Origin of the sequence: Treponema primitia (genome assembly GCF_046533075.1) — a bacterium.
Lineage (GTDB): Bacteria > Spirochaetota > Spirochaetia > Treponematales > Breznakiellaceae > Termitinema > Termitinema primitia_B.
Window position 1 is genome coordinate 79,333 of record NZ_JAJQRB010000045.1, and the last position, 26,153, is coordinate 105,485.

Annotated in this window: 34 protein-coding genes; 26 read left to right on the top strand and 8 right to left on the bottom strand. The window is 43.2% G+C overall.

Annotated features, from left to right (window positions below):
• Positions 1-193: 193 nt before the first annotated feature.
• The 12 genes from LQZ19_RS08400 (at position 194) to brxL (ending at position 16,725) form a co-directional block, all read left to right on the top strand.
• Positions 194-802 (top strand): DUF1819 family protein, encoded by a 609-nt coding sequence (locus LQZ19_RS08400; protein WP_411047222.1) that lies wholly within the window; start codon positions 194-196, stop codon positions 800-802.
• Complete coding sequence (locus tag LQZ19_RS08405) at positions 799-1,413, top strand: DUF1788 domain-containing protein (RefSeq protein ID WP_411047223.1); 615 nt, start codon at positions 799-801, stop codon at positions 1,411-1,413. The genes LQZ19_RS08400 and LQZ19_RS08405 overlap by 4 nt, the downstream gene beginning before the upstream one ends.
• 18 nt (positions 1,414-1,431) lie before the next feature.
• A complete protein-coding gene (gene brxC, locus LQZ19_RS08410; RefSeq protein WP_411047224.1) occupies positions 1,432-5,022 on the top strand; it encodes a BREX system P-loop protein BrxC in 3,591 nt (1,196 codons plus the stop codon).
• Positions 5,022-7,703, top strand: coding sequence for a BREX-1 system adenine-specific DNA-methyltransferase PglX (gene pglX / locus LQZ19_RS08415; protein ID WP_411047225.1), 2,682 nt, complete (start codon positions 5,022-5,024; stop codon positions 7,701-7,703). Before brxC ends, pglX begins: the two co-directional genes overlap by 1 nt.
• A 36-nt stretch (positions 7,704-7,739) precedes the next feature.
• Positions 7,740-8,645: a DUF2971 domain-containing protein gene (locus LQZ19_RS08420; RefSeq protein ID WP_411047226.1), complete on the top strand. Its 906-nt coding sequence runs from the start codon at positions 7,740-7,742 to the stop codon at positions 8,643-8,645.
• Positions 8,646-8,673: 28 nt separating this feature from the next.
• Positions 8,674-9,588: a BREX-1 system adenine-specific DNA-methyltransferase PglX gene (locus LQZ19_RS08425; protein ID WP_411047227.1), complete on the top strand. Its 915-nt coding sequence runs from the start codon at positions 8,674-8,676 to the stop codon at positions 9,586-9,588.
• A 51-nt stretch (positions 9,589-9,639) separates the two neighbouring features.
• A complete protein-coding gene (locus LQZ19_RS08430) occupies positions 9,640-10,593 on the top strand; it encodes an AAA family ATPase (protein ID WP_411047228.1) in 954 nt (317 codons plus the stop codon).
• On the top strand, positions 10,586-11,116 hold the full coding sequence (locus LQZ19_RS08435) for a hypothetical protein (protein ID WP_411047229.1): 531 nt from the start codon (positions 10,586-10,588) through the stop codon (positions 11,114-11,116). Before LQZ19_RS08430 ends, LQZ19_RS08435 begins: the two co-directional genes overlap by 8 nt.
• A 312-nt stretch (positions 11,117-11,428) precedes the next feature.
• Positions 11,429-11,755, top strand: coding sequence for a nucleotidyltransferase domain-containing protein (locus tag LQZ19_RS08440; protein ID WP_411047230.1), 327 nt, complete (start codon positions 11,429-11,431; stop codon positions 11,753-11,755).
• Positions 11,742-12,167 carry a HEPN domain-containing protein gene (locus LQZ19_RS08445; RefSeq protein WP_411047231.1) on the top strand — a complete coding sequence of 142 codons (426 nt, stop codon included), beginning with the start codon at positions 11,742-11,744 and terminating at the stop codon, positions 12,165-12,167. The genes LQZ19_RS08440 and LQZ19_RS08445 overlap by 14 nt, the downstream gene beginning before the upstream one ends.
• A complete protein-coding gene (gene pglZ, locus LQZ19_RS08450) occupies positions 12,167-14,674 on the top strand; it encodes a BREX-1 system phosphatase PglZ type A (RefSeq protein ID WP_411047232.1) in 2,508 nt (835 codons plus the stop codon). Before LQZ19_RS08445 ends, pglZ begins: the two co-directional genes overlap by 1 nt.
• Before the next feature lie 11 nt (positions 14,675-14,685).
• Positions 14,686-16,725, top strand: coding sequence for a protease Lon-related BREX system protein BrxL (gene brxL / locus LQZ19_RS08455; RefSeq protein WP_411047233.1), 2,040 nt, complete (start codon positions 14,686-14,688; stop codon positions 16,723-16,725).
• A 333-nt stretch (positions 16,726-17,058) separates the two neighbouring features.
• Here brxL and LQZ19_RS08460 read toward each other — a convergent pair whose 3' ends face one another.
• A complete protein-coding gene (locus LQZ19_RS08460; protein WP_411047234.1) occupies positions 17,059-17,244 on the bottom strand; it encodes a helix-turn-helix domain-containing protein in 186 nt (61 codons plus the stop codon).
• 228 nt (positions 17,245-17,472) lie between these two features.
• Between LQZ19_RS08460 and LQZ19_RS08465 the strand changes: the two genes are divergently transcribed.
• On the top strand, positions 17,473-18,231 hold the full coding sequence (locus LQZ19_RS08465) for a hypothetical protein (RefSeq protein WP_411047235.1): 759 nt from the start codon (positions 17,473-17,475) through the stop codon (positions 18,229-18,231).
• On the opposite strand, the gene LQZ19_RS08470 is transcribed toward LQZ19_RS08465, so the two are convergent.
• From LQZ19_RS08470 to LQZ19_RS08495, 6 genes are all read right to left on the bottom strand, one after another.
• Positions 18,203-18,406: a hypothetical protein gene (locus LQZ19_RS08470; RefSeq protein ID WP_411047236.1), complete on the bottom strand. Its 204-nt coding sequence runs from the start codon at positions 18,404-18,406 to the stop codon at positions 18,203-18,205. The genes LQZ19_RS08465 and LQZ19_RS08470 overlap by 29 nt on opposite strands.
• A gap of 117 nt (positions 18,407-18,523) precedes the next feature.
• Entirely contained in the window at positions 18,524-18,880 is a 357-nt protein-coding gene (locus tag LQZ19_RS08475) for a hypothetical protein (protein ID WP_411047237.1), read from the bottom strand.
• A gap of 515 nt (positions 18,881-19,395) precedes the next feature.
• On the bottom strand, positions 19,396-19,563 hold the full coding sequence (locus LQZ19_RS08480) for a hypothetical protein (protein WP_411047238.1): 168 nt from the start codon (positions 19,561-19,563) through the stop codon (positions 19,396-19,398).
• Entirely contained in the window at positions 19,547-20,182 is a 636-nt protein-coding gene (locus tag LQZ19_RS08485; RefSeq protein WP_411047239.1) for a hypothetical protein, read from the bottom strand. The genes LQZ19_RS08480 and LQZ19_RS08485 overlap by 17 nt, the downstream gene beginning before the upstream one ends.
• A gap of 10 nt (positions 20,183-20,192) precedes the next feature.
• On the bottom strand, positions 20,193-20,654 hold the full coding sequence (locus LQZ19_RS08490; protein WP_411047240.1) for a hypothetical protein: 462 nt from the start codon (positions 20,652-20,654) through the stop codon (positions 20,193-20,195).
• A 149-nt stretch (positions 20,655-20,803) separates the two neighbouring features.
• Positions 20,804-21,082: a hypothetical protein gene (locus LQZ19_RS08495; RefSeq protein ID WP_411047241.1), complete on the bottom strand. Its 279-nt coding sequence runs from the start codon at positions 21,080-21,082 to the stop codon at positions 20,804-20,806.
• Between the two features lie 101 nt (positions 21,083-21,183).
• Here LQZ19_RS08495 and LQZ19_RS08500 point away from each other — a divergent pair, with 101 nt between their 5' ends.
• On the top strand, positions 21,184-21,369 hold the full coding sequence (locus LQZ19_RS08500) for a hypothetical protein (RefSeq protein ID WP_411047242.1): 186 nt from the start codon (positions 21,184-21,186) through the stop codon (positions 21,367-21,369).
• Positions 21,370-21,411: 42 nt separating this feature from the next.
• Here LQZ19_RS08500 and LQZ19_RS08505 read toward each other — a convergent pair whose 3' ends face one another.
• Entirely contained in the window at positions 21,412-21,603 is a 192-nt protein-coding gene (locus tag LQZ19_RS08505) for a hypothetical protein (RefSeq protein ID WP_411047243.1), read from the bottom strand.
• Between the two features lie 64 nt (positions 21,604-21,667).
• Between LQZ19_RS08505 and LQZ19_RS08510 the strand changes: the two genes are divergently transcribed.
• The 12 genes from LQZ19_RS08510 (at position 21,668) to LQZ19_RS08565 (ending at position 25,911) form a co-directional block, all read left to right on the top strand.
• Positions 21,668-21,931 carry a hypothetical protein gene (locus tag LQZ19_RS08510; protein ID WP_411047244.1) on the top strand — a complete coding sequence of 88 codons (264 nt, stop codon included), beginning with the start codon at positions 21,668-21,670 and terminating at the stop codon, positions 21,929-21,931.
• Positions 21,924-22,055 (top strand): hypothetical protein, encoded by a 132-nt coding sequence (locus tag LQZ19_RS08515; protein ID WP_411047245.1) that lies wholly within the window; start codon positions 21,924-21,926, stop codon positions 22,053-22,055. The genes LQZ19_RS08510 and LQZ19_RS08515 overlap by 8 nt, the downstream gene beginning before the upstream one ends.
• The gene (locus LQZ19_RS08520; protein WP_411047246.1) at positions 22,048-22,392 is read left to right on the top strand and encodes a hypothetical protein; all 345 of its coding nucleotides are present in this window, start codon (positions 22,048-22,050) and stop codon (positions 22,390-22,392) included. Before LQZ19_RS08515 ends, LQZ19_RS08520 begins: the two co-directional genes overlap by 8 nt.
• 110 nt (positions 22,393-22,502) lie before the next feature.
• Entirely contained in the window at positions 22,503-22,892 is a 390-nt protein-coding gene (locus LQZ19_RS08525) for a DUF551 domain-containing protein (RefSeq protein ID WP_411047247.1), read from the top strand.
• Positions 22,882-23,046 carry a hypothetical protein gene (locus tag LQZ19_RS08530; protein WP_411047248.1) on the top strand — a complete coding sequence of 55 codons (165 nt, stop codon included), beginning with the start codon at positions 22,882-22,884 and terminating at the stop codon, positions 23,044-23,046. The genes LQZ19_RS08525 and LQZ19_RS08530 overlap by 11 nt, the downstream gene beginning before the upstream one ends.
• Positions 23,043-23,300: a hypothetical protein gene (locus tag LQZ19_RS08535; RefSeq protein WP_411047249.1), complete on the top strand. Its 258-nt coding sequence runs from the start codon at positions 23,043-23,045 to the stop codon at positions 23,298-23,300. The genes LQZ19_RS08530 and LQZ19_RS08535 overlap by 4 nt, the downstream gene beginning before the upstream one ends.
• A complete protein-coding gene (locus LQZ19_RS08540) occupies positions 23,293-24,318 on the top strand; it encodes a YqaJ viral recombinase family protein (protein ID WP_411047250.1) in 1,026 nt (341 codons plus the stop codon). Before LQZ19_RS08535 ends, LQZ19_RS08540 begins: the two co-directional genes overlap by 8 nt.
• A 2-nt stretch (positions 24,319-24,320) precedes the next feature.
• Positions 24,321-24,527, top strand: a complete 207-nt coding sequence (locus LQZ19_RS08545; RefSeq protein ID WP_411047251.1) for a hypothetical protein — start codon at positions 24,321-24,323, stop codon at positions 24,525-24,527.
• 12 nt (positions 24,528-24,539) lie between these two features.
• Positions 24,540-24,698 carry a hypothetical protein gene (locus LQZ19_RS08550; RefSeq protein ID WP_411047252.1) on the top strand — a complete coding sequence of 53 codons (159 nt, stop codon included), beginning with the start codon at positions 24,540-24,542 and terminating at the stop codon, positions 24,696-24,698.
• Entirely contained in the window at positions 24,695-24,898 is a 204-nt protein-coding gene (locus LQZ19_RS08555; RefSeq protein WP_411047253.1) for a hypothetical protein, read from the top strand. The genes LQZ19_RS08550 and LQZ19_RS08555 overlap by 4 nt, the downstream gene beginning before the upstream one ends.
• Before the next feature lie 39 nt (positions 24,899-24,937).
• Entirely contained in the window at positions 24,938-25,636 is a 699-nt protein-coding gene (locus LQZ19_RS08560) for a RecT family recombinase (protein WP_411047254.1), read from the top strand.
• Entirely contained in the window at positions 25,636-25,911 is a 276-nt protein-coding gene (locus LQZ19_RS08565) for a hypothetical protein (RefSeq protein ID WP_411047255.1), read from the top strand. Before LQZ19_RS08560 ends, LQZ19_RS08565 begins: the two co-directional genes overlap by 1 nt.
• Positions 25,912-26,153: the final 242 nt, after the last annotated feature.

Sequence of the window (26,153 nt, forward strand, 5' to 3'; positions counted from 1 at the left end):
ATCCACGGCATTGCTATTGATATAGGAACAACCACCATTGCCCTGGCCTGGTGGATTTGCAAAAGGGAACGATTAAGGGCCATATACTATCTTTGGGATACCGTGATAGGTTTTCCGCCACAAATGGCGCTCAGGGATTCCTGGGAAATCGGAATTATAGTATAATATCCCGGCAAGGGAGATTTGCCTTTTAATGGACCGTAAACCCTATTCTGCCGCCATGACTAAGTTCCTTTTTTGGTTCCAGGAGTTCAAAATCATCGTTCTTCTTCTCAATAAAGGCATGTCCATAGGTCAAATTAAAGACCAAAACACCCAAGAAAACCTCTTACAGGCCAAAACTCCCTATCGTAGCCGCTTGATTTTCAATGCGGTGTCCGCCAGAATTGAAGAATTACCCAAGGGATTCCTTGAAATCTTTGAAAAAACTGATTTTCAAACCCAAAAATTGATAAATTTCATAGCCATATTGAACCATGATTCCCTTTTTTTTGATTTTTTGTATGAAATTTACCGAGAAAAGCTTATTACCGGAGTTGAATTGCTTACAGAAGGGGACATAAGCCAGTTTTTTAAGAATAAACAAGCCCAAGATGAGCGGGTTGCAGCTTGGACTCCCAATACATTCAACCGTATCGCCAGGGCGTATAAGGGTATCCTTTTGAATGCCGGACTGCTCCGCAGGGGCAAGGTCAAAGAGTGGTATATAGAACGGACTATCTTAAACGCAGACTTAGCCAATGCTTTAAAAGCGGCTGAGATGGCTGTCTATATCGCGGCTCTTACAGGAGAAACCCTATGAGCGGGATACACGAAGACTTAGACAAATTTGAACAACGGATTCAGTATCCTGATTTTCGGAAAAACAAAGGCTTAAGCAACGAGATAGGAAACTACGTTTTCCATTATGATCCCAAGGATGAACTCATCGTCAGAGAAAGGGTTACCAGTATCTGTACAAAGATAGATAAACTAGCCTTGGGGTTCAAAATTGCCCTCTTCGATTTATATGATGTAATGATAGAACTGCTCAAGCAGGATGACATTCTTGAAAACTGCTTTAAACAGGAATCGGAAGAAGGCTTTCCCTTGCTGAAAGAAAATATCATCAACTATCTGACTATTGAAGATCCTTCTACCAGTCCGCTTATCGCTTATATAAAAAACAACACGCCGCCTAATTCTATCATCTTCTTGACCGGAGTTGGCAAGGTTTATGACTTTATCCGTTCCCATAGCATCCTGGATAGTCTTGATGCGGTTATTGGAAATACACAGGTAGTTCTCTTTTTTCCCGGCGCCTATGACGGCAAGCAGTTTACCCTATTTGCGCCGGGAGCCCCGATTGAATCCAAGAACTATTATCGGGCGTTCCCCTTGAATGAGACCAGTAGGTCTCGGCGTAATACATAAAAAGGCAGGAAAATAATTATGATTATCAAGGACTTATTCACCAAACCCATTGAACGTGAAATTCAGGGCGTTATTATTGTTGGACAGAATGAAGCGGAAAACATTCACCAGGAATTGGATGAATATGTCGTTACCAATGAACTGGAAAAACATTTCCGTGATTTTTTTGAGGCCTATATGAAGGGCTTTACCGGAAATACTACCAAGGTTGGCATCTGGATTTCCGGTTTCTTTGGTTCAGGTAAATCCCATTTTTTGAAAATACTTTCTTACATACTTGAAAATAAAGACGTGGATGGAAAAAAGGCTATAGATTTCTTCAAGGATGGTAACAAGCTACACGATACTACCATTCTGGCAAATATGACCAGGGTTGCACAGGAAGCGGGTAATTCAGATATTATCCTTTTCAATATTGATTCAAAAAGTAAAAACTCCGCTAAGATTAATCGAGAGCCTATTGTTTCGGTTTTCCTCCGTGTCTTTAATGAGATGCAGGGGTTCAGCGCAAATCCCCATGTAGCGGAATTGGAACGAAACCTTCTGGATCAAAATAAACTGGAAGATTTTAAGAATGAATTTAAAGCAATAACCGGCAAAGAATGGGCGGCAGGGCAAAATCAATTCGGTTTTTTAGAAGATAAGATTGTTACAATCCTGGCCAAGATTGGCGTAATGAGCGAAGAAGCTGCCCGTAATCTATTCAAAGGTACTAAAACTGATTTTACGATTACTAAAGAAGAATTTGCCGCTCGTGTAAAGGAGTATATCGACAAGAACGGTGGTAAGCGCCACGTGGTCTTTATGGTCGATGAAATGGGACAGTATATCGGCCAGGATTCAAACCTTATGCTCGACCTTCAAACCATTACCGAAGAATTTGGCAAAACTTGCCAGGGTAAAGCATGGGTGGTTGTTACCAGTCAGGAAGACATTGATTCTATTACCGAGAACATGGCCCAGCGCAGCAATGATTTTTCAAAAATCCAGGGGCGTTTTGATACACGGCTTACGCTTTCATCTTCCGATGTTGCGGAAGTTATCAGAAAGAGAATCCTTGAAAAAACTGATACCGCAAAAAAGACACTGGATCTTATCTATCAGGGCAATGAAACGGTATTAAAGAATCTTATTGTTTTTAGCGATGCGACACAGAAAAAGTTGTATTCCGATGCGGGTAGCTTTACCCAGGATTATCCCTTTATTCCTTACCAGTTTGACTTGCTGCGGCATGTGCTTACCGCAGTTCGGGAAAATGGAGCGTCCGGAAAGCACCTGGCCCAAGGCGAGCGGTCGATGCTGGCATTATTTAAAGAGTCTGCAGTAAAAATTGATAAATGCGAAACAGGGCCGCTTGTACCGTTTAATTTCTTTTATGATGCCCTGGATAAGTTTCTGGATACCGGTATTACCAATGTTATTGATGAAGCAAAACGAAATGATAGGATAAACCCTAAACATGAAGCGGATTGTTTCGCCGTAAATGTCTTAAAGACCTTATTCCTGATTAAATACCTGGACAATTTTGCTTCCACCCTGGATAATATTACCAGCTTGATGTGTGCTTCGATAGATGAAAAGCGCTTGCCCTTACAGGATAAAATTGAGGAAGCGCTTAAAAGTTTGATTTCTCAAGCCCTGGTTTCTAAAAAAGGTGATATCTACATATTCCTGACAAACGAGGAACAGGCGATCAATAAGGAAATTGATCGTCAGAATGTCCAAATATCCGATGTACGGGAAGAACTGGGAAAAATACTGTTCGATGGTATTATTGGTGAATCAAAATACAAGCTGCCGGAACATAATGGCCGCTATGTGTTTGATTATGCGCAAAAAATTGATGATTACCAGCATAGCCGCCATCTGTTTCCGGTGATTTTACAGATCCTTACCCCCTATTCGGGTATACAAGCTGATGATGCGTCATTGCACATGCAATCCAGCCAAACGAATGGCGCGTTAGTGATACTAGGGCAAACGGATAAAACCTATCTTGAAGAAATTGAGCGGTATTTGAAAACGGAAAAATATCTAAAAACCGGCTCAACACCGAATTTTCAGAAGGGTGAACAAATAAAGAACCTAAAGCGTGAAGAAAATAATATCAATAGGCAAAATGCTGACCAACATCTTAGAAATGCAATCGGTGAAGCCCGGATATTTGTTAACGGGAATGAAACATCCGCCGCAGGGAAGGACATTAAAAGCCGTGTGCGCACTGCCCTGGAAATCGCCATTAGGCAAACCTATAATAAACTGCCATATATTACCCAGGTAATGGATACCGCAAAAATACGCAACCTTTTCAGCCCCAATGCGGATCAGCTTATTGCGGACCCAGCGGGTGTAAATAAAGATGCCCTGGATGATATGAAGTCCTTTATCAGTGATAATACGAACAATCATCAAAAGACTTCCATGAAAAAATTGCAGGACCGGTTTATGGCCCCTCCCTATGGCTTTGTTGAAGCGGATGTTGAATGGCTGTGCGCCAAACTGTTTAAAGATGGGGATATAAATATCTACATAAGCGGACAACAAATCAGCATACAGGATAAAACCGCTTCGGAATTTGTGGATTATTTTACCAACAAGAAATTTACCGAAACACTCCTTGCCGAGATTCGCCAGAAGGCGGATGATACACAGTTAAAAACTTTGCGGGATATTATCAAAGCCCTCTATAGTGATTCCGCCCAGAATGATGATGAGGATGAGTTAATCAAAAAATTCAAGGACAAAACCAAAGAATTAATCGGAAAACTGGAAGATATTCACCGTCAATATGATAGTAATCCCGCTTATCCCGGTAAAGACGCGGTAGAAAACGGTCTTGCCGTTATGCGGCAGCTTGCCCATACCAATGGTTCACTGGATTTCTTTACAGAAATTAAGGCCAAAAAGGACGATATACTTGATTTTGCTGAGGATTATGGGAATATCGCCAATTTCTTTTCCGAAACAGGTTCTCAAAAAGCAATATTCTCTACGGCGGTCAATGTTAAAAAATCATTTGACCAAAATAAAATTTTTATTGCCGGGGATGAAATTCCTGCTATTGCCTCAGAAATAGCGGCTATAATAGAGAGTAAAGCCCCTTATGCTAATATCCACAAATTACCGGACCTTAATAACCGGTTTACCGAAGCAATGGCAAAACTCTGTGACAAGGAGAAAGTGCCCTTATTACTGGTATTGGAAGAATCAAAAAATGTGGTTATACAAGCGCTATCAAGCAAATCCTTTAAGGATGAGCTTAATGAGCGATTTATCGCAAGTTTTAACGAGGAAGAACATAAGATACAGTCTTGTCGAAGCCTTTTTGAATTTCAGGGCTTAAAATCAGAGATAGACAAAATAAAAATAAGCGCCTTAAATGCCATTGCCGCAAAAGAATCTGAGAAACAGGCTGCTGCTCATCTATCCGGTGAACAACAGGCAATGCCGAAAGGTAAAAAGACCAAGCATGTAGGTATAAAGTCATTAAGTCCTTCAGTAACATGGCGTATTGAGACTGAAGACGACATTGATACTTGTTTAGCCCTGATTAAACTCTTGTTACTGAAAGAACTTAATGACGAAACCATAATACAGGTTGAACTATAATGGACAAGAACAGTATTAAAAACTTTGCAATATGGGCGCGGAACCAGCTTAGGAAAGATGTTATATATAAGGCCCGGCTTATCGGCATTACCGATAAAGGTATAGGCCAGGCTTTGCCCCAATCGGTCAAGGGACTCCAGATATTTGATATTGGGAACCAGAATACCTACAAAATTGACGCCGACCAGATAAAACAGCGTGAAATGCTTATTTCCGTATTGAATAAGCGAAAAGCCGAGTCTGGTTATGAAGCCGCCTTTGAATCCATTGTAGAAGAAGTGGCGTATACCTGGTTTAACCGCCTTATCGCCATTCGCTTTATGGAAGTGAATGATTATTTGCCTTCCGGTATGCGGGTATTAAGCGCTGCCGGCGGCAAACTGGAACCGGAACTGGTAAGCCGTCCATTCGACAGCGGCATGACCTTTTCTCAACCTGAAAAAAATCGTATAGCCGAATGGAAAGACAAAAATCAAAGCGATGAACTTTTCGCATTTCTCTTTATCAAGCAATGTAACGACCTTAACCGTATTCTGCCCGGCCTGTTTGAAAAAATAAACGCCTATTCTGAATTGCTCCTGAATATCAGCTATACCGATACTCAGGGTATCATTTATAAACTGACCCATGATATAAGCGAAGATGACTTTAAAGAAGCAGTTGAGATCATCGGGTGGTTGTATCAGTATTATAATACCGAATTGAAGGATGAAACATTTGCTCTCCTGAAAAAGAATATTAAAATTACTAAAGAGCGTATCCCTGCCGCAACCCAGCTTTTTACCCCGGACTGGATAGTCCGTTACATGGTGGAAAACAGCCTTGGCCGTCTGTGGATAGAGGGGCATCCAAATGATGCCCTTAAAGTCGGATGGAAGTATTATCTGGATGAAGCCGAACAGGAAGCGGATGTGCAGAAACAGCTTGAGGAAATCCGCAAAGAATATAGGATTCTAGCGCCTGCGGATATAAAAGTAATCGACCCCTGTATGGGAAGCGGTCATATCCTGGTGTATGTATTTGATGTACTTATGCAAATTTATGAAAGCCAGGGGTACAATCAGCGGGATGCCGCTAAATCAATCCTGGAAAATAATCTTTACGGCCTTGATATTGATGACCGTGCTTACCAGCTTGCCTATTTTGCGGTAATGATGAAGGTTCGGCAGTATAACCGGCGTGTTTTGAATGAACACATTGAACCGCATCTTTACGCTATAGAAGAAAGTAATGATATAGACCGGAAGCTTCTGCAATATTTTGGCGCCGGAATGGCGGTAAAAGAACGGCAAACGGCGTATGCCCAAATCAACAATTTGCTGGATACCTTTAAGGACGCTAAAGAGTATGGTTCCATTTTAAAGATAGGTGATTATAACTGGTCCCTTTTAAAAGAATTTGTCGAAAAGGTTGATAAAAAGGGGTTTTTACCTCCGCCGGATACCCTTTTCCCGGAAACCTTACCCCAGCCGGATTTATTGCCCATGGAGTTTATACCTTTGGAGGATGTTCAAAGGAAGATTAAAATACTGGTAGCTACTGGGCAGATACTAAGTCAAAAATATGATGCAGTTGTTACTAATCCGCCTTATATGAGTAGTTCAAATATGAGTACGAAACTAAACAACTATTTAAAGATAAATTTTAAAGCTGGAAAAAATGATTTATTCTCGACATTTATTGAACAAAATATATTCTTTACAAAAAAGAATCGATTTATTTCTATGATCACAATGCATTCATGGTTGTTTTTATCGAGATATGAGATTATTCGAAAAGATATTTTAGATATTATAATTGACAACCTTGTTCATCTTGGAGCGCATGCTTTTGAAGAAATAAATGGAGAAGTGGTACAAACCGTGGCTTTTTCTTTAAGAAAAACGCATTTGAAAAATTACAATGGGTTATATTCAAGGCTTATTCAATATTCTTCGGAATTAGAAAAAATATCACATTTTAGCAGTAGTTTATTTATATGTAATCAAGAAAAATTTAACAATATAGTTGATAATATTATTGCATATTGGATCAGTGATAAAATATTTTTGATTTTTAAAGACTTTAAAAGTGTTGGTGATATAAGCGATTCTAGACAGGGAATTGCAACTGGTAATAATGATATGTTTCTACGTTTCTGGTATGAGGTAAAAATGGTTAATATTAATTTAATAGCCAACAACCAAGACGAAATGAATGGCAGTGGTTGTTTGTATGTTCCATATAATAAAGGAGGATCATTTAGAAGGTGGTATGGAAATAGAGAATATGTTATTAAATTTAATAAAAATAATTATGAGAAACTGCTTAATACGGGTAATCATCTTCCAAGTAGACAATACTATTATTGCAAAGGCATTACATGGAATGATGTATCCACATCACTTTTTTGTGCTAGATATATTGATAATGGCTTTATTTTTGATGCAGCAGGCCCCACTTGTTTTTATAATAATGAGTATTATATGTTGGGTTATTTCAATTCAAATGTTTTTCAAACATTTCTAAACATTATTTGTCAAGGACTGCACTATAGCACTGGACATATTCCGAATGCACCATTTATTAATAAATACGAAAAAAATGTTTCCTTGTTGGCAGAGAAAAATATCAAACTATCAAAATTCGACTGGGATTCCTTTGAAACCTCCTGGGATTTCAAGCGGCATCCGTTGGTATAGGTTGAATAGTGCAATGGAAATAAGGAGTATTTAACTTTGACTGACGAATTTGTTTATAAGTATATAAGAGTACCGGGTTTGTTATCCAACGAAGAGTCTGTGAAGAAACTCTTAGGATCATCGGTACAGTTGGAAATGCGAAGTATATCATATGAAAAATTGTTGAATCATAGAATTACGTTTAGTGATATCAGTTGTTTTAATGACCCATTTGAGTGTAACTGCAATTTGATATTACCTGATAATTATGAACTTTCTAACAAACCTAAAGAGCGCGAGAACAATTTCCGAATGCTTAAATGGGAGTTAGGAGGAAAGATAAAAGAACAATGCCATCGAGAGTACCGAGTTGCCTGCCTTACCAATCGTTTTGATAATCCTGTTATGTGGTCACATTATGCTTTAGTATATTATGGGATTTGTGTCGCCTACAAAAGAAGTGATATTTTAGAAGCTGTTGGAACTCAACTACTTAAAGCAGAAAAAGTTAAATACTGCTCTGAAACATTGTCGCTATCTGGTATTAAGTTAACGAAAGCATTCCCAAAGCCGAGATTCACACTTACAAATGACCCAATTAATGAAGAACAATTGTTGAACGTAATGTTTACCAAAGCAAAAGACTGGGAATATGAGCAAGAATGGAGAGTAGCCATAAAAACCATACCAGAACCAATATGTATAAATGAGTATCTGGAAGAAAAAGATAAAAACTATCTTTATTGCAATATTAACAGAGATGAATCAGGACATTCTCACCGAAGCTATTTTAAGATAAAGAAATATTACGAGTTTTCCTGCATCCCGCATAAAATTTATTTCGTCGGAAATCCGGTTAAGACAGATAGGTTCTGGGATGAAATTAAAAGCTGTATCCCTAATGCTGAAATGATTGAAATGTACCCTGATACAAATGAATTCAAATATTCATGTTCTAAGTAAGTTTGATTTGTAATAGGAGCGTATGCAAATGTCGATTTTACTATCTGATAAATTCGCTGCTTGGCAATCCGAAACTGATACACGTTTTAAGCAGCTCAAATCTAACGAGGAAGAGCTTAACCGCATTTTTATAGAAATCTATGGTTTGCAGGACGAACTTACCCCTGAGGTCGAAGATAACGACGTAACCATACGTCGTGCAGACCTGGGGCGTGACATACGCAGCCTCATATCCTATGCTGTGGGCTGTATGTTCGGTCGTTACAGTCTGGATGTCGAAGGGCTTGCCTACGCCGGTGGTGATTGGGATAATTCAAAATATACCAGCTTTATCCCGGATAAAGACAATATAATCCCCATTACCGATGATGAATACTTTACCGATGATATTGTAACGCGATTTATCCTTTTTACAGAAACCGTTTATGGAAAAGATAGTTTGGAAGAAAACCTTAAATTTATCGCCGAGGCCCTTGGAGGCAGAGGGACACCAAGGGAAGTATTGCGTAATTATTTCATAAAGGACTTTTTCAAGAACCATACCCAGATTTACCAGAAGCGCCCTATCTATTGGCTATTCGATTCCGGGAAAGAGAATGGTTTTAAGGCGCTCGTCTATATGCACCGCTACAATGCCGACACTATAGGAAATCTCCGCATGGAATATCTTCTGGAGTTACAAAAGAAATATGAAGCGGAGATTAACGGGATACAAAATTACCTGGAGTCCAACCCTCCGGCAGGCGAAGTCGCCAAAAACAAGAAACAGCTTGAAAAACTGCAAAAGCAATTCAAGGAAGTACAGGCCTATGATGCTAAAATTGCCATACTTGCCAATATGCGCCCTGTTATAGACCTGGACGATGGGGTAAAGGTGAACTATGATAAGGTGCAGACAGGATCTGACGGGAAAAATTTAAGGGTTTTGGCGGATATAAAATGAAGAATGATATAGAAAATACAGATCACACATTCTATGCAGGAGAAAATCATTATGGCTATTAATCGCGTGGAAATAAAAAACATATTGGTGTTCACTGGTGAATTTACGTGCGACTTTTGCCCCGGCATTAACGTTATCATAGGCGGGAACGGTACAGGAAAAACAACGCTGATGAAATCAGTTTATATGCAACATACTGAAAAAAAATTAGAGATAATGGATGACACTGTTATTAACGATGATATTTTAATAGCTAATTCTATTATTAATAATCGTTTTAGTAGCAATGGCACCTTAAACAATGAAAAATCTGAGATAAAATACTACAGCATTGAAGGTTCAATAAAAGATATGGTGTATATTCCGGTTACAGAAATGCTTTCTCATTCTAAAGGTTTTCTTGAATTAAGTTATAAATACGAACTGCCGTTTGATAAGATGCAAATTGATATTCTGATAAATGCAGGGCTGCCGATAACTCGTAAAATAACACAGAATGCTGAAAAATTAATAGGAAAAATCAAAAAGATTATTGATGGAGAAGTTTTATATGAAGGAGGCGAGTATTACATTCTCAAAAATTCAGGTCTGAGAGTCGATTTCTCACTTGAGGCAAGTGGTTTTCAGAAATTTGGTTTATTGTGGAAATTGCTTCGCAATGGACTTCTTGAAAGTGGAAGTGTGTTATTCTGGGATGAACCAGAAGCAAGTATTAATCCCGAACTTCTGCCTGTACTTGCCGATATACTCCTCGAACTTCAGCGTGGCGGTGTGCAGGTATTTATAGCAACCCATAGCTATAACCTTGCCCGTTATTTTGACGTTAATAGAAATCAAAAAGATAATGTGATGTTCTACAACCTTTCCAAAAATGATAGCGGTGGAATTAAGTGCGTATCTGCCCAGGATTATACTAACCTGCCCGAAAATATCCTCGATCAGGCAGATGAAAAGCTCTTTAAGGCAGTTGTAGCCAATGTAATGGAAGTACAGCCCGATGAATAATGTATTTGACGAAAGCGGCCTGCGGTTTGACTTTTCATCCTGCGGTGTGGCTGATCGGTTTGATATAGAGACTAACCACGGTATGAAGGCCGTTGACTTTATCGTAGAAGGGGATACCTACACATACTTTATTGAAGTGAAGAATTTTCAGCACCCTAATGCACCTCAAAAAAGCCGTGAAGATGATTATAGAATGCTTGTTGAAGCGGGTACAGCGAAAAAGGCAATATTCGCTCTGGAAATGGGGGAGAAAATTAAAGACAGTCTGCTCCGGCAATATGCCTTAGGTGGGAAATTTACTAAAAAAGTGGTATATATTTTATTCATCCATTTGGACAAATTAGCTCCAAGGGAACGCGGGCGTTTAATGGAGAAAATCAGCGGCCATGTTCCAATGGGACTAAACAAAGAGCAATTCGGAAAGTTTACTGAACTCACCTTTGATTTGGTAGATACGGGTGAATTGGCGAATAATTATAGGATAACCTGCGCAGACTTGACGCAATCTGATGTGGTCGATTAGAGGGAATAGATCTGGACGATGGGGTAAAGGTGAACTATGATAAGGGTCATATCGACCAAATTGGCAAAAATTAGGCTATTTTGTCTAAAATATAATAGAGGAGCAAGGGAAAAATGCAGGCAAAACTATTAAACAGACTTGTAGAAGCAATCGCCGTAGAAGATAACCAGTCTCTTCATCAAATAGCCTCCACAATTATAGAAGAAGAAAAGAGAGTATGGTGGCAATGATGTATATTAAAACCCAAGTCTTATCCAGACCGGAAAAATCAATGTTTCCTGAACTTATTCGTAAAACATAAGAGGGGGAGAAATGATAAACGATGAAATAATGGAGATAAAGGACATAATTGCGGACTCTGTTGAATGCGAAAAAATATATTTATTCGGTTCCTATGCTTATGGGACGCCACATAAAGATAGTGACTATGATTTTTATGTCTTGTTAAAAGATGATTCGAATATAAAACCCCTTGATGCGATGGGAATAATAGAGCATAAGCTGATTTACCATAAAAGGCTACGAACTCCAACAGACATTATGGCTAATTATAAATCAAGGTTTGAAGAGCGTGGGAAATTTCCAACAATGGAAAGAAAAATCATTAGAGAGGGAGTATTGTTATATGAACGTGAATGAATTAATTAGAGAATGGTTTTTACATTCTTACAATAATTTAGTTTCTGCAAAACATTTATTTGATGATTTATACCCAAAACAAATTGATATCTCGTGTTATCTATGTCAACAATGCGTTGAGACGGCATTGAAAGGTTACTTGCAATTTACAGGTATTGAACCTGAAAAAATACACAACTTACGTGAATTATGCGAATTGTGTATTGAACACGATAATTCTTTTAAGAATATTATTTCATACTGTGCCGATCTGACTATATTCAGCAATGCAACCCGTTATCCAAACGAGCTTGCAACTGATGAAGCTACTGCGAAATCTGTCATTGAAAAGGCAAAATCAATCTATGAATTTTGTCTTTCTAAAATTCCAGAAGAATGTAATCCAAAAGACGATAAGCAGCAAGGAAAATAATGCAGGATGTTACAATCACTTTAATACAAGATAGATTAACCGCATATTTCAACTCTGAGAGCCGAAAGATAGTTTTCTGGCTTGATCCGGAAAAGCAATGGATTTCACAGATTGACTCATTTTCCATAGCCAATGCTAAACTAATCGTTTTACAAGATGATAACCAATTTAAGACAAAATATGAAATAGAATATGAAGATACACAATCTAGTTTTCTGATTTATTCTAACTATACCAATGAATATCTTAAAAATTGCCCACTAACCGATACCATGCTTTATAGCAAACTATTTCAGGCCGATTCAATAAGCATGATTGCCGACAAATTGAGCATAAAGGACGAAGAAACTAAAGAAGCCTTAAAAAAATATAAAGAATATATCCAGGATATTGCGAACCAGCAAAGGCTTGTTGCGCTCCATTATGATCAATACCAACCTGACACCGTTCCATTGGCTATCATGTGCGCTATTTGTCAATACACCAGCGTTTCTGTTCAAGGGATTATCACAAAGGTTCTTGGTCTGGCAGCCAATGGAGATAAAAGCTGTATTGATGAATTTATCAAATATAACCTTATAGATGATTTTTGGAATATTTGCCGAAATTATTTTAATTGGCAGGAAACTTCTCCAAATCTTGATAAACTTATTCAATCCCTTTATTTGTCATATTTAAAAAAAGATCTAGGCGATAAGATACCAGAATCAACTACAGTGAGATATGCAACAAGCAGCAATTTGGTGTCATTTTTTGATTTTTTTAAGGGCAGTGAAAAAGAATCGTATCTTATACTGGCTTCCGATGTGGCAACACAGATTAATATTAAATCTGTAATTGGTAAAATACCTATAGATGCCCTTGTTTCTACTTCTGTTTTTAGAGAAATTGATGAAACTATTCTATCATGGATTTTAAACCGTTTGATAGATAGAGATACAGGAGCAGAGGCCGCAGGTAAGTCTATTGAAAAAATATGCCAAGAAAGACAGCGTAAAGATTATGGTGGAGAATATTCAAAGGATTATGAACTTTTAAAATTCGCGGCATTATTCCTTTCTGTTCCTATAGAAAAAAACTATCCATCTAATATTGGTTCTTTTCTTGATGCTTATACCAAGATCTATTACAAGACAGATCTTTATTACCGAAAATTTATATTATTGTATAATGAACTTATCCACAAATCCCAATATGAACCTTTAAAAGAGCGTATAGAAAACATCTATACCAATGATTATTTACAAAGCTGCCTTCCTGCTTGGAATGACGTGTACAAGAGGGATTACCAAACTACGGAAGCACCAAGGATACGAAAATTCTATAGCCAGCATATTAAAAACGGTAAAGAAAAGGTGGCAGTTATTATTTCCGATGCCCTGCGTTACGAAGTTGCTGAACAACTCTTTGAAGAACTCAATAATGATCAAAATTTAGCTGTTACGATGGAAGCAAGACTAGGCGAATTACCGTCCTTTACCGCTTTAGGAATGGCAGCCCTGCTTCCCCATAAAACATTGTCGCTGGATGCAAGCGGAGCTGCCTTTGTAGACGGCAATTCAACAGATAGCCTCCTAAAAAGGGAGACTATTTTACAGAAAGAAAATCCACAGTCAAAAGCAATATCTTTTAATGATTTGTCTTCTAAAAGCAGGGATGGCCAAAGGGATGTTTTTAAGGGGATGAATATTGTCTATATTTATCATAACCAAATAGACATTCGCGGTGAAGCCAGTGCATCAGAAAATGAAGTTTTTGTCGCCTGTGAGGAAGCGGTAAAGGAAATATTAAAAGAAGTCAAGCGTCTTTCCGGCAGCGCTAATATATATAAATTTATTATAACCGCAGACCATGGTTTTATCTATAAACGTGATAAAATTACCGAAAGTGACAAAATCGCAATACCTTCCGATGCTTTGCATAAAGACAGACGTTTCTTAATAACTAATAAAGAGATTACCAATGAAGGTATTATATCCTTGCCTCTGGCAAAACTGCTCAATAATGATAGCAAAGATTATATTGCATTCCCGATTAGCGCAAATGTTCTCAAAACACAGGGAGGGCAAAACTATGTCCATGGTGGTTCTTCTCCGCAGGAACTTATTGTTCCGGTTATTACCATAAAAGCCGAAAAAGGCCGTGTTGAGACCAGTAAAGCGGAGATAACGGTTATAGGACCGGCTACTATCCGTGTCAGTAATTTAGTTACCAGCTTTGAGTTTATCCAATCTGAACCGGTATCTGATGAAATTAAAAATGAAACATTTAAAATTTATATTATAGATAAAGACGGAAATCCTCTATCTGATGTACATGAACACAAGGCGGATTCCAAAGAACATGATCCGAAGAATCGTATGTTTCGATACAGTTTTACACTAAAAAATACGAAATATTCAAGTAAAGAGAATTATTTTTTGTTAATCAAAACAGATGATTACGAATTGTCCAGGCATCCCCTGACTATCGACATACCTTTTGCCGATGGTTTTAATTTCTTTTAAGGAGAGAATAGATGAGTGATAGTGCGGACTACACCGACAAGCTGTTTTCCATATTTTCCGGTAAAATTGTTCGCAAGGACCTTACAAAAAAAATAAAAGAAGGGGCCAATGTGCCGGTCTATGTACTGGAATACCTCCTGGGGATGTATTGTTCTTCCCGAAATGAAGATGAAATAGATGCCGGTATTCAGAATGTAAAAAAAATACTATCTGAAAATTTTGTTCGGCCTGACGAAGCCCAGAAGATAATATCACGTTTAAGGGAATTGGGCAGTTTTACGGTAATTGATCATATTTCAGTCAAGCTGAACTATAAGACAGATACCTATGAAACGGAATTTTCAAATCTTGGGATAAAGAATGTTCCCATGGTAGATAACTATGTAAAGGCTTTTGAACGCCTTCTCTGCGGTGGTATTTGGTGTATTATCCAAATGGAATATTATTATGATGAGGCTGATAAAACATCTATCCCTTTTAAGATCACAAAACTTACTCCAATACAAATGCCGCATATAGACATTGATGAATTAAAAGCAGCCAGGGATAACTTTACCGATGAAGAATGGATAGAACTTATACTCCGCAGCACCGGCATGGAGCCTTCCCAATTTGATGACCGGGTAAAATGGCTTCATCTAGCCCGTCTAATTCCCCTTGTAGAAAATAATTATAACCTTTGTGAACTTGGCCCCCGTGGAACAGGTAAATCCCATATTTATAAGGAAATTAGTCCGAATAGTATCCTTGTTTCCGGTGGACAAACAACGGTGGCAAATCTTTTCTATAACATGGCCAGCCGTGCCGTTGGCCTTGTGGGACTTTGGGACTGCGTAGCATTTGATGAAGTGGCGGGTATTAACTTTAAGGATAAAGACGGCGTTCAGATAATGAAAGATTATATGGCATCCGGTTCTTTTGCCCGTGGGAAAGAAGAAAAGAACGCCAATGCCTCATTTGCTTTTGTTGGTAATATCAATCAAAGCGTGGATGTTATCCTTAAAACTTCCCATCTTTTTGAACCCTTCCCGGAAGCAATGGCTAACGACAGCGCTTTTCTTGACCGTATGCACTGTTACCTCCCCGGCTGGGAGATACCTAAATATCATCCTGAGTTTTTTACCAATGATTATGGCTTTATCACTGACTACCTTTCTGAAATCATCAGAGAACTCCGTAAAACATCTTACTCGGATGCTTATGATAAATATTTCAAACTTGGCAGGGATTTAAACCAGCGTGATGTTATCGCTGTTAAAAAAACCGTGTCAGGGTTAATCAAGCTTATATATCCAAATGGCAAGTTCACCAAAGAAAATGTCGAAAAAATTCTTCGATTCGCCCTTGAGGTCAGACGCCGGGTGAAAGAGCAACTCAAAAAAATCGGCGGTATGGAGTTCTATGATGTTAATTTCTCATATACAGACAATGAATCCTTTGCCGAGGAATATGTCCCGGTACCGGAACAAAGCAGTGGTAAACTTATACCTGATGGCATAGGAAAACCGGGGCACCTTTATACTATTTCTCACTGTAAGACCGGAATGATTGGTATATACAAGATTGAAATGCAGATGACCACCGGAAGTGGAAAATTTGAACGAACCGGCATTGGATCGGATAGCAAAGCAAAAGAAGCCGTAGATTCTGCTTTTAGTTATCTAAAGGCCAATGCCAAAAATATAAGTCAGAGTATAAGCCTCACTACAAAGGATTATTTGCTTCATATTCAAGACCTCAACGGTGTAGGAATGAGTTCCCATCTTACCCTGCCTTCGCTTATTGCTATTTGTTCAGTTGCTTTAGGTAAGCCATTATTGACCAGCACCGTTGTTTTAGGGGACCTCAGCATTGGGGGGACTTTGATAAAGGTTGAAGAACTGGCAAATACTTTACAAGTTTGTATTGACAGCGGAGCCAAAAAGGTGTTATTGCCAATAACCTCAGCTCAGGATTTAGGAACAGTCCCTGCCGAGTTAGTGGGTAGGTTTAATCTTATTTTCTACCAAAGCGCGGAAGATGCGGTATACAAAGCTTTGGGAGTAGAATGATGCCCCCCTTTGCCCAGAAATCGTTCTAATCCGTTCAATCAAGTCATGGGTTTTCTCACGAAGCTCCATATCCAGAAATACATCAAGCCGCCGGTATTCCTATGGGTCATTTTTGAGCAAAGAAAAGGCCATCCACCCAGTGGACAGCCCTTTTCGCTTTGAGAGATACACGACTCGAACGTGCCACCTTCAGCTCCGGAGGCAAATTCTGCCATGAAACGCACAGGAACATATACTATCATCAAGTAGCATATCTCTATGTGGAATAATGATTTATGCTACTTGATGATAGTATACGACAGTATGCGCAAAGTGTCAATATTAGATCGAAAGTTATGGTTTCGTTACGGACGGCGCTTCCTGGACGCATTCCAATTCCGAGGCGGGGATGCGGACTATTTTTTCCCCAAAATGCTTGACCTTTATCTTCCCGGTCAATGCCCACCGCTGGACCGTTGCCTTATGGGCGCCGATGATGTCGGCGAATTCCTGGTAGGTGTAAAACTGTTTATCTTCCATGATTTTCTCCTTGTGGTTTACCGGCTCTGGACGTTAGCAGGGCGCGGGGGTACGATTGGGCTATGTTGTGTATTGATTGTTCGTGGCGTGTATATAAAGATATTTTGTACACCGATGGGGTGAAGAAAACGATATGGTGCGTCCCGTGCCATAGTCCCTGTGCGGTGGCCCTGGCAGAACGGCTCTGCCCAAGGCGTGCGATTATGTGGACTGAAACGGAGGTCATCCATGCCTCTTGATATGTTTCGCGCTGATATTGATACGGACAAACTGGACACGGCGTTTCGGATGTTCCCGGCTGAGACGCAAAAAATGACGGCTCGGCTGCTTAATGACATGGCATTTGCCTTTAAGGAGATCGCGCCGGGGGTGATCGACAAGCACCTCACGGTCCGCAATAAATCCTTCGTCGCTTCGCGGTTCAAAGTGCAAAAGGCTAACCCCTCGCAGAAGCCGGGCGATCAAGAATCGATTGCCGGATCTGAGTACATCGAGGGGGATTCCACTCACGGGGCCTTTACGGGGTGGATTGAGCAGATGGGAGGGAAGGCTGATATTGATACCGGGGGCCGGGAGCATCGGCTGATCGGGCTTAATGCCCGGGGCGGTTCCATGACCTCGCAAGCGAAACCCAAGGCCCGGATGGGCGGGAAGGCTGGGCACGTGAAGGTTGATTCCGAAGATCTCACGGGTCTTCCCGAGGGGTCGCGGGTGCAGGCTGCTATCAATATGGTGTTCCGTTCTCAGGGCGGGGACGGGCGCGTGATTCTTTCCGGCGGTGGATTCCGGCGGGGCCTGTATCAGGTAAAGGAAAAGAAAAACGGGAATCCGCCTGACGTAGCGATTCTGCAAGATTTCACCAAGCCTATTCGGCCCCGTCGGTTCGATTGGCGGGCCGAGACGGCGGAGCGGGTGCGGGCTTGGTTTGGGAGTGATTATATTTTTGAGCATTATATGGTCACCCTCCTTTCGCGGCTGTGGAAGTAGGATAGTCCACCAGGCGGAAAACAACGTTTTTACCATCATCCCTTCGCCAATACTCGCAAAGCATAGGGCAATCCCCTCTGTCGGTTTTAATTTCGAGTATGTCGCATTCATCACAAAAACCCTTGCACCCTATGTCCACCGCTATCAACGCCTTGCCTATGGGTATGTCAATCATGCTTTTTCTCCTTTTTACTTACCTTCACAATATTTATGAGGTGCGAAGGAACCTGTAGGGATAAAATCAGGGCGAGGATGTACAGCGATTTATAATGACGTTCAATAAATTCAAGTATCACTCCACCACCTCCACAAACCCGCCGGGGGATACCCGGTACACCGCAGGCGGCGCGTTGATAAGCCCATCAGGGCGCACGGTAAACACTGGCGAGCTGGCCCCGGCGCGCTCCGCCTCAGCGATAAACGACACCGCCCGGCTGGACCCCGGGCCGAGGGTGACTTCCGATAAATCGAGGTAGTACCGCACATCGCCCGGGCCCCAGTTTACGGCGGCCGACGCCACCCGGTAGAGCTTCCCGGCGTCGCGGAAGTAGTACTCCTGCCCGGCTGCCGCCAGGGGCGTAATCAGTTCCCGCTCGGCATACAGGGTGCCGCTGTCCAGGTAGTACCGCACATCCCCGATGGTCGCCACCAGCTCCCCGGGTGGGTCAGGTTCGGGTATGGGCTCGGGGCCCGGATCGGGGTCTGGCAGCGGGTCGGTCACAGGTTCAGGGATGGGTTCAGGGACTGCGGCCGGATCTGGGTTTCGCAGGCGGTGACGGTGAGGGCGATGGGTTTCTATCGGGGACTGGTCGGATTCTGGCTCCAGATCTGGTTCCTCCGCCACCGGTTGATCGAGCGAGGGCGCGGGGATAGATTCAGAATCGGAGTTGGGGCCATTGTCCATATCTCGGTCTGCCATGATTGGCGCAGCTTCGTTAGGAGCACTGTCGGACGGCGATGATTCCGTTTCTTCTAGATTTTCTTCGATGCTGCTGGGAAAGGTGTAGCTTATATAAGTAGGGTATTCACACGACACCACCGCGAGTGCAGCGATGAGAGCAATAAAAGATAATTTCCGCATTTTGTCTCCGCCTATACGGGGAGACAGGTAATTTTTTTGGTACGGTAAATATACTCAACAATATTGATTCTGTCAAGTATTTTTTATTTTATTTTTTCCGGCTCATCTGGGTACGCCTCCACGATAGCGCGGATCTCATCCACGAGCCGACGGTAGTACTCCTTAAATACCGGGCTATGCAGCAGCTCCGGCGGCGCCGCAGTAAGCATGGCCGCATTGATACGCTGGGCTAGTTCAGGGGGTTGGGTCATAGCTGGGAGTAGGCCCGGTCAAAGTAATCGGCGTTATCAATATCAAACTGGTAAGCAGTACTACTTCAGTTCTCACGGAAAAACGGATCTTTCCACCCGATTTTAATATGTCAATCAAATCCTCATAGGGCGATACATACAGCCGTGTTCCAGTCATGTTGGGGACCCTTCCTCTGAATTTATGATCGGTTCCGTCCTTGTCCCGTACCGTTATCGTGGCAGGATCAAATAAAATGAGGTCCTCTGGATCGTCCGACTCTCCAAAATAATTAAGATAAAATTCTATTCCCACGCTGTCATCATCAATCAAAAATGACACGCCGAGATCGCCATCTTTTGTTAATATATTACTAAACTTCCCGCTTATCTTTTCCCGTAAGCCAATATACTTATCGTCTGTCTTATCGCCGAATTCATCCACATATTGCCGTACCCTCCATACCCCGGTATAGGCCGGATCATCCTCCGGGCGTGGCTTAGGGGACGGCGTTTCCTGGGAAACCTCAGTAGTTTGAGCAGGGTTTGCTCCGCCCTCTTTGGCAACACAAGATATTGTACTTAATGCTACAGTAATCCCCACTAAAAACATGAGGGTTTTATCCTTCTTTTTATTTACCATGGCCATTCCCCTATATCAATATTTTTCGTAATTCCGCCAGGGCGCCCTGAAACTCAGCCTCAATCGGCCCCGCTTCGTCAATGGCGCTTTCCAGGATATCCCGGGCTTTCTCGACCTGGCGCTCAGTTTTCAGCTCCCCCAGATATCGCCTGAGCCGTTCCTCTTTGTATCCCTTAAATAAATTTTCCAGTTTTTTGGTACTATCCGCCCGATCCGCCTTCACCGCTTCGTACCGCTTAAAAAGCGGCGGAAACCCGGCAGCAGCGGCGCCCTGGGCGATAGCGGGCAATACAGAAACATCGCCGTCGGTAATACCAGGATTTTTCCCCAGCAGCAGCTGGGTCCGGTGTTTACAGACCGACCCAAACGCCGCCGCAGGGCATGAGCAGGTAACGACCAGGGGCGAGAGGGTGACGGACACCTCATACGGTTCCTTAGCCGACCCCGCAATTTTAAAAATATAATCCGCCATAATCCCCCCCCCCTATTTCGGAAACTCCAGAACCTTCCCTCCCCGGTAAACCTCGCGCCCGCTATTATGCGGCCCCACAAAACCCACTACCCCCGGCATACACTCCCCAATTCCCCGAGATCCGCCCGAGATGGACGGCTGGTCATGGGCTAAGAGGACTTGCGAATATCGTCTGTCTTGGCTTCCTCCACATCGATCTTTGCCAAATCAGATCCAGATATTGGCAATTCCCCACGCTCGGCAGCAAGAATCTGCTTCTCGTATACATTTATGCCTATTTTGATAAGATATCCTAAAAAAGTACCGTCTGAATCTTCGGCATGGGTCCCCTGTATCCTAGCAGCCTCTATTCTTGCGATTAGAACATCATCGAGGCGTACATAGGCGCTTGAACTTGGATTAGAAGGATTTCTGGTTCTTTTTGGCATAATCACCTCTTTATACTATAGTATCGGTTTTTTGTAAATAAAAAAATTAAAAACTTTATATTTTACTTGACATAATCTGACACTTGTCATATTATAAAATCATGAAAGCAAAGCAAAAACCCAAGTATGAGTACATGGCGGTCCACCTTCCCCGAAATACCAAAAAACGGGTAAGGGCGATAGCGGCGGAAATGGAGACCTCGATGGGAAGGGCGTCTGAAAAGCTCCTAGAACTGGGCCTGGATGAATACCTCAAAAAAACCCAGACCCCGGCAGTGGCAGAATGAATACCTTAAAAACTTGGCTTGCGGCGTGGACCCTCTACACCCTTACAGGAGAGTTGCCGCCAGCCCCTGAAAACGAATCGTCATCGCCGGATCAGAGTAAGGCGGGAAGCCGTTGACTTTAACAAACTCAAGGACGGCGGCGCGAAATTGCTCTTTCTTTTCGGGCTTAACGGGCGCGGAGTCAATAAATACGTTCAGTTCGGCATATTTTTCAGATTCTGTTTTATTGTCCATATTTTTTTATCGGCAAAAAAGAAGCTGCCATGAATGATTTAATTCCCCGGTCGAGGGGTACTCCGTGTCCGCGATAAGGCAATCCGTCCACCGCCGCCAAAAGGTAATCCGCCATTGCGCCATCTGCGGCTGTGTGATCTTCGAGGGCGTCCATGTCGAATGGCAGCGCCCCGACGGCGAGATAAAGGACGAAGGCATCGACGGGTCCTACGACGACGGCGCCGGAGAATGCGAGCTGTGCGGCCGCGAGCTGTGCGCCGACTGCGGGGGCTTTGACCACCAGGGCGTATGCCAGGCCTGCCGGGGCGATGAGGGCGACGATGACTGACGCGGACGCCGGGCGCATCGAGGAACAGATGCGGATATTTGCAAAGGAACTAACGGAGCTCAGGCGGTTCATCGAGGAACTGCAAAAAATGCTCCGGGAATATAAGGAGAAAAAGCATGGATGAATTAACGCGGAAAGAACAGGAGAAGATCCTCCGGGTAGGCGACTGGGTCCGGTCGAAATCATTGCCCCTGAACCACAAAGACGAATGGAGAATTGATCAGAAGTATCACCCTGTTTCTAAGGTGATTTACGATGGAAGCGACGAACCCTATTTCTTTTTTAGGGGCAGCAAAAGAAAATGGGCCTTCCTGCCTATCCACTTTGAACGCTCCCTTCGCCCGGTGGAACTTATCCGCCCCTTTATCTGGCGCAGGGCCACCGCAATCATCGAAGCCGGCGAGCGCCTCCGCTTCCGCCCCCTGATCCGCTTAGGCCTCGCCATACGGAGCCGCATATGAAAGCCCTCGGCATCATCTCAGCGGTGTGCCTCATCGTAGGCGCCGCAGGATTACTCGCCCGGTGGATTTACAACCACAAACACTACTGGCAATGGAAGCGGGGGAAGTAAATGGAACTACCAATCGGCAAAGCGCTTGTTGCAATAGAAACACTGAGCGGATCATGCCATATAGGCAATGAGGATTGCTACTTTTTGGACAAAGAATGCCCTGTTGCGAACTGCGCCGCCAATAACCGCACCGACGGCAAGAGCATCATCTACCGCCTGGTTGATTACCCGGATGCGAGGGCAAGCGCGTGGATAAGCCTCGCGGATAAACAGCCAGAAGTGAAGGAAGATGAATACGATTGCCCGCTAGGAAAACAATTTCTTGTGTACTGTGCTCAATGGAATCAGATAGATCTTGTTTTTTGGAGCAACGCCAATGGATTTGGCAATTTTCCCGTTACCCATTGGCAACCGTTGCCGCAATTCCCGGAGGCTCCCCATGCCCTATAAAGTTTCCCGGATAGACGACCAGTTTCTCATAGGCGACGACGGCGCCGTAGCCGAGTTTGAATCGGTAAACGAAGCCATCAATTTCCTGCTGGACCGCAACTGGACCGCCGACGACCTGCGATCCCTGCATTTTCACTTCGAGGAGGAAGTATGATAACCGAAAAAACCGCGCAGGAAATCTGCGAATTGTACGGAGAATTGTCAACAGCGGAGCATATCCGCGACAGGATTTTAGCAGGAGCGAAACCCGCTATTTTTGTGGACGACGATGAAGGCGGTTTTGAAAGCATGCTTTTGCTTGTTAATGACGCATTAACCCTATTGGCCGACCGAATCAAATTCATAAACATAGCCATGGGTGCACACCAAGCCCAAGCCCGCGAAGAACTGGAGGCATCCAATGGGTAGCACCCCCCGCAACATAAGCGGTTCACGCGCCGCCTCAATACTGGGGCATTCCCCCTTTGCAACGCCCCTGCAAACCTTCCAGCAAATCATGGAAGATCTTCACCCGGGCTGGAACGACGCCCACGGCTACACCCTCCCGGAGCATACCGACACCGCCGCGACCCGGTTCGGCTTGGCCTTTGAAAGCGCGATAGTAGAACTGTCAGAACGGGAAACGGGATTGAAAATCGGCGACCGGGAAAAGCTGTTTGAAATGGAAATCAAAGGCTTAGGCCCCATAACAAGCTGCCACGTTGACGGCATTTTTTCCGATGACTCGGTATACGAAGCAAAAACCACCAGCAGTTTTATGTTCCGCGAATCATGGGGAACGCCGGGGACCGATAGAATCCCTGAATACTACCAGGTACAGCTCCAGCATAACCTCATGTTGTCCGGGAAAGAGGAAGCAAAACTATTTTTGCTCTGCTTCCCCGAAACCCCGGAAGCATGGGAAAAGATGGGGTGGGAAATTTTAGACTCATTAAACAAAGATGGTTCTCGCTCATATTTTTTAGTACACGAAGATATGGACATCCATGTAAGGCCACAATTATGGGCAGATACACTTTATATGATGGGCTTTTTCCATACCTACCGCATCCTCGCCAAGCCCGATGTCCAGCAGTCAATGGTAGAACGCTACCGCGATTTCTGGACCCGCTACGTAATCCCCGGCATCCCCCCCGAACCGCAAAACTACGCCGACATCCAGCGCCTCTTTGTCAAACCCGTCGGCACCATCGTATGCGACGAAGAGCTTACCCGCTGGTGGTCCGAGTACGACCTCATCGGAAAAGAAATCGGTAAAAGCGGACAGGGGGCAAAGCGCCGAGAGGTGCTGAAAATGGACATCCTCGGCAAAGCGCGAAAGATAGACGCCGTTGTTGACGAAGAGTCATGCGAAAAAATAATTTTCCGCTCCGCCGACGGCAAAAAACTAGGCCAGTACAGCCGCAATTCAGGTTTCAGGAGTTAGCAATGCCAAAAACAGATGATGAACTATTCCGCGAAAAAGTAGCTGAAATGCGGGATACACAGAAAAAGTATTTTAAGTCCAGGTCATACACCATTGAAAAGGAAAAGTTTCTCGCCGAATCAAAGCGGCTTGAAAGTGAAGTGGACGCAATCCTCACTGCATGGAAGCATGAGGAAGCGCGGAAAAATAATCCAGAATTGTTTGATTAACAGGAGCTAATTATGGAATACGGAAAAAGTCTTGATAAACCGGAATCGCGCATGGTAACCGTCCACCACAACTACGGACAGCCCGTACGGTTCCACGCCAAAAAAGAGCGCATGAGCAAAAAAGAACGCCTCCGCCAGAAGCGGGATAGAAAGGAGGGCTTTGAAAAATGAAAGCAACATTTGAATTCAGCGTTTATTTTTCTGCCAACAAAATAGACGCGCCCACATTGCCCAACTGTGAGAAATGCTATTTTCACATACACCTGTGCGATTACATTTCCCACCAGATTTGCGGCGTAGGGGCGAACGGCTATTTTACCGCCGGGCATGGCACGGGAACGATCATCGAAGATCAGGATTTGGCAATCTAGCGACTAAACCGGGCAACCGGAAATTATAGGAGGCATTATATGAGTAACGGAAGCCAAGGCGGGGCAATCGCCATCAGGGGTGAGGAAATCACCGAAGAAAAAATCATCGAATATCTGGATGCAACGGGGACAACAAAATCCCTGTTACCGACAGAAAAAAAGATGTTTATCAACATCGCCCGGGAGTTCGGCCTGAACCCCTTCAAGCGGGAAATCTACATTTCCGTTTACGGTTCCGGGGATAGCCGCCAATGCGCCATCATCACCGGGTACGAAGTTTTCATCAAACGCGCCGAACGTACCGGAGCCCTCGACGGATGGAAAGCATGGACCGAAGGGGAAGGGCCTAGCGGCTTAAAGGCAATCGTTGAAATCCACCGGAAGGATCGGAAAGTACCGTTTGTGCATGAGGTGTGGTATTCAGAAGTAGTGCAAACCACAAAAGACGGTTCCCCCAATCGCTTCTGGAAAAAACAGCCCCGCTTCATGACAAAAAAAGTGGCGATAGGACAAGCCTTCCGTCTATGCTTCTCCGATGAACTGGGCGGCATCCCGTATCTCGAAGGCGAAGAGGAGGAAGCCGAGCCCCGCGACGTAACCGAGCCGCCCCTCAAAGGCACCAGCGCCGATGACCTCGCCGCTACGCTGTCCACCGACGCCGCCAAGCTGCCTGAGAGCGCGGAAGAGAAGCCCGTAGAAGTAACCCTCGGGAAGCCCACTAAAGAGGATTTGTTTTAATGAACATCAAAGCAGTAGACGCGTTTAATTGCATTATCGGCATAGCCGGAAACATCGTCGCTCATGACAACAGTATCAGTGCGGAAGATGCTACTACAAAGGCATTAGAGGTATTAGTTCTGTCTGAAAAAACAGTAATGGCATGGGAAGATACCCATAACGAAGACGGAAGTATAAGGCCCATAGGGGATATTTTTTCAAGCATGATGAGCAGAAGTCTGACGCCTGAACAGCGTGATAAAGTAATCTCCCTTAAAGAAAGAATGGGTATATAGCCTTACCGCCCCAGCGTATGCGGGGCGAAATATCATTAGGAGGTAGCCTATACGGGGAGACAGGTAATTTTTTTGGTATGGGGCAAAGGATAAGCCGTTCAACTCGGCGGCCCCGTATATTTCCCGTCCGGGTATTTATGGGTTGCCAAGCGAATCCGGATAAGCGAGGTCGCAAACCTGTTGCAGTAATTGCGTTGCAAGAAAGCCGAGGAACAATAGCAGGGAATCAGGCTTGACAGCCC

What these genes read in the sequence shown, in the direction of transcription:
- LQZ19_RS08485 (WP_411047239.1), bottom strand. Translation starts at nt 20,182, where the DNA reads ATGGTAAATAAAAAGAAGGATAAAACCCTCATGTTTTTAGTGGGGATT.
- LQZ19_RS08425 (WP_411047227.1), top strand. Translation starts at nt 8,674, where the DNA reads ATGTCGATTTTACTATCTGATAAATTCGCTGCTTGGCAATCCGAAACT.
- pglZ (WP_411047232.1), top strand. Translation starts at nt 12,167, where the DNA reads ATGCAGGATGTTACAATCACTTTAATACAAGATAGATTAACCGCATAT.
- LQZ19_RS08530 (WP_411047248.1), top strand. Translation starts at nt 22,882, where the DNA reads ATGCCCTATAAAGTTTCCCGGATAGACGACCAGTTTCTCATAGGCGAC.
- LQZ19_RS08500 (WP_411047242.1), top strand. Translation starts at nt 21,184, where the DNA reads ATGAAAGCAAAGCAAAAACCCAAGTATGAGTACATGGCGGTCCACCTT.
- LQZ19_RS08400 (WP_411047222.1), top strand. Translation starts at nt 194, where the DNA reads ATGGACCGTAAACCCTATTCTGCCGCCATGACTAAGTTCCTTTTTTGG.
- LQZ19_RS08490 (WP_411047240.1), bottom strand. Translation starts at nt 20,654, where the DNA reads ATGGCGGATTATATTTTTAAAATTGCGGGGTCGGCTAAGGAACCGTAT.
- LQZ19_RS08525 (WP_411047247.1), top strand. Translation starts at nt 22,503, where the DNA reads ATGGAACTACCAATCGGCAAAGCGCTTGTTGCAATAGAAACACTGAGC.
- LQZ19_RS08440 (WP_411047230.1), top strand. Translation starts at nt 11,429, where the DNA reads ATGATAAACGATGAAATAATGGAGATAAAGGACATAATTGCGGACTCT.
- brxL (WP_411047233.1), top strand. Translation starts at nt 14,686, where the DNA reads ATGAGTGATAGTGCGGACTACACCGACAAGCTGTTTTCCATATTTTCC.
- LQZ19_RS08470 (WP_411047236.1), bottom strand. Translation starts at nt 18,406, where the DNA reads ATGATTGACATACCCATAGGCAAGGCGTTGATAGCGGTGGACATAGGG.
- LQZ19_RS08545 (WP_411047251.1), top strand. Translation starts at nt 24,321, where the DNA reads ATGCCAAAAACAGATGATGAACTATTCCGCGAAAAAGTAGCTGAAATG.
- LQZ19_RS08560 (WP_411047254.1), top strand. Translation starts at nt 24,938, where the DNA reads ATGAGTAACGGAAGCCAAGGCGGGGCAATCGCCATCAGGGGTGAGGAA.
- LQZ19_RS08445 (WP_411047231.1), top strand. Translation starts at nt 11,742, where the DNA reads ATGAACGTGAATGAATTAATTAGAGAATGGTTTTTACATTCTTACAAT.
- LQZ19_RS08520 (WP_411047246.1), top strand. Translation starts at nt 22,048, where the DNA reads ATGGATGAATTAACGCGGAAAGAACAGGAGAAGATCCTCCGGGTAGGC.
- brxC (WP_411047224.1), top strand. Translation starts at nt 1,432, where the DNA reads ATGATTATCAAGGACTTATTCACCAAACCCATTGAACGTGAAATTCAG.
- LQZ19_RS08550 (WP_411047252.1), top strand. Translation starts at nt 24,540, where the DNA reads ATGGAATACGGAAAAAGTCTTGATAAACCGGAATCGCGCATGGTAACC.
- LQZ19_RS08495 (WP_411047241.1), bottom strand. Translation starts at nt 21,082, where the DNA reads ATGCCAAAAAGAACCAGAAATCCTTCTAATCCAAGTTCAAGCGCCTAT.
- LQZ19_RS08505 (WP_411047243.1), bottom strand. Translation starts at nt 21,603, where the DNA reads ATGGACAATAAAACAGAATCTGAAAAATATGCCGAACTGAACGTATTT.
- pglX (WP_411047225.1), top strand. Translation starts at nt 5,022, where the DNA reads ATGGACAAGAACAGTATTAAAAACTTTGCAATATGGGCGCGGAACCAG.
- LQZ19_RS08515 (WP_411047245.1), top strand. Translation starts at nt 21,924, where the DNA reads ATGACTGACGCGGACGCCGGGCGCATCGAGGAACAGATGCGGATATTT.
- LQZ19_RS08460 (WP_411047234.1), bottom strand. Translation starts at nt 17,244, where the DNA reads ATGGAAGATAAACAGTTTTACACCTACCAGGAATTCGCCGACATCATC.
- LQZ19_RS08405 (WP_411047223.1), top strand. Translation starts at nt 799, where the DNA reads ATGAGCGGGATACACGAAGACTTAGACAAATTTGAACAACGGATTCAG.
- LQZ19_RS08565 (WP_411047255.1), top strand. Translation starts at nt 25,636, where the DNA reads ATGAACATCAAAGCAGTAGACGCGTTTAATTGCATTATCGGCATAGCC.
- LQZ19_RS08430 (WP_411047228.1), top strand. Translation starts at nt 9,640, where the DNA reads ATGGCTATTAATCGCGTGGAAATAAAAAACATATTGGTGTTCACTGGT.
- LQZ19_RS08480 (WP_411047238.1), bottom strand. Translation starts at nt 19,563, where the DNA reads ATGACCCAACCCCCTGAACTAGCCCAGCGTATCAATGCGGCCATGCTT.
- LQZ19_RS08435 (WP_411047229.1), top strand. Translation starts at nt 10,586, where the DNA reads ATGAATAATGTATTTGACGAAAGCGGCCTGCGGTTTGACTTTTCATCC.
- LQZ19_RS08540 (WP_411047250.1), top strand. Translation starts at nt 23,293, where the DNA reads ATGGGTAGCACCCCCCGCAACATAAGCGGTTCACGCGCCGCCTCAATA.
- LQZ19_RS08555 (WP_411047253.1), top strand. Translation starts at nt 24,695, where the DNA reads ATGAAAGCAACATTTGAATTCAGCGTTTATTTTTCTGCCAACAAAATA.
- LQZ19_RS08535 (WP_411047249.1), top strand. Translation starts at nt 23,043, where the DNA reads ATGATAACCGAAAAAACCGCGCAGGAAATCTGCGAATTGTACGGAGAA.
- LQZ19_RS08465 (WP_411047235.1), top strand. Translation starts at nt 17,473, where the DNA reads ATGCCTCTTGATATGTTTCGCGCTGATATTGATACGGACAAACTGGAC.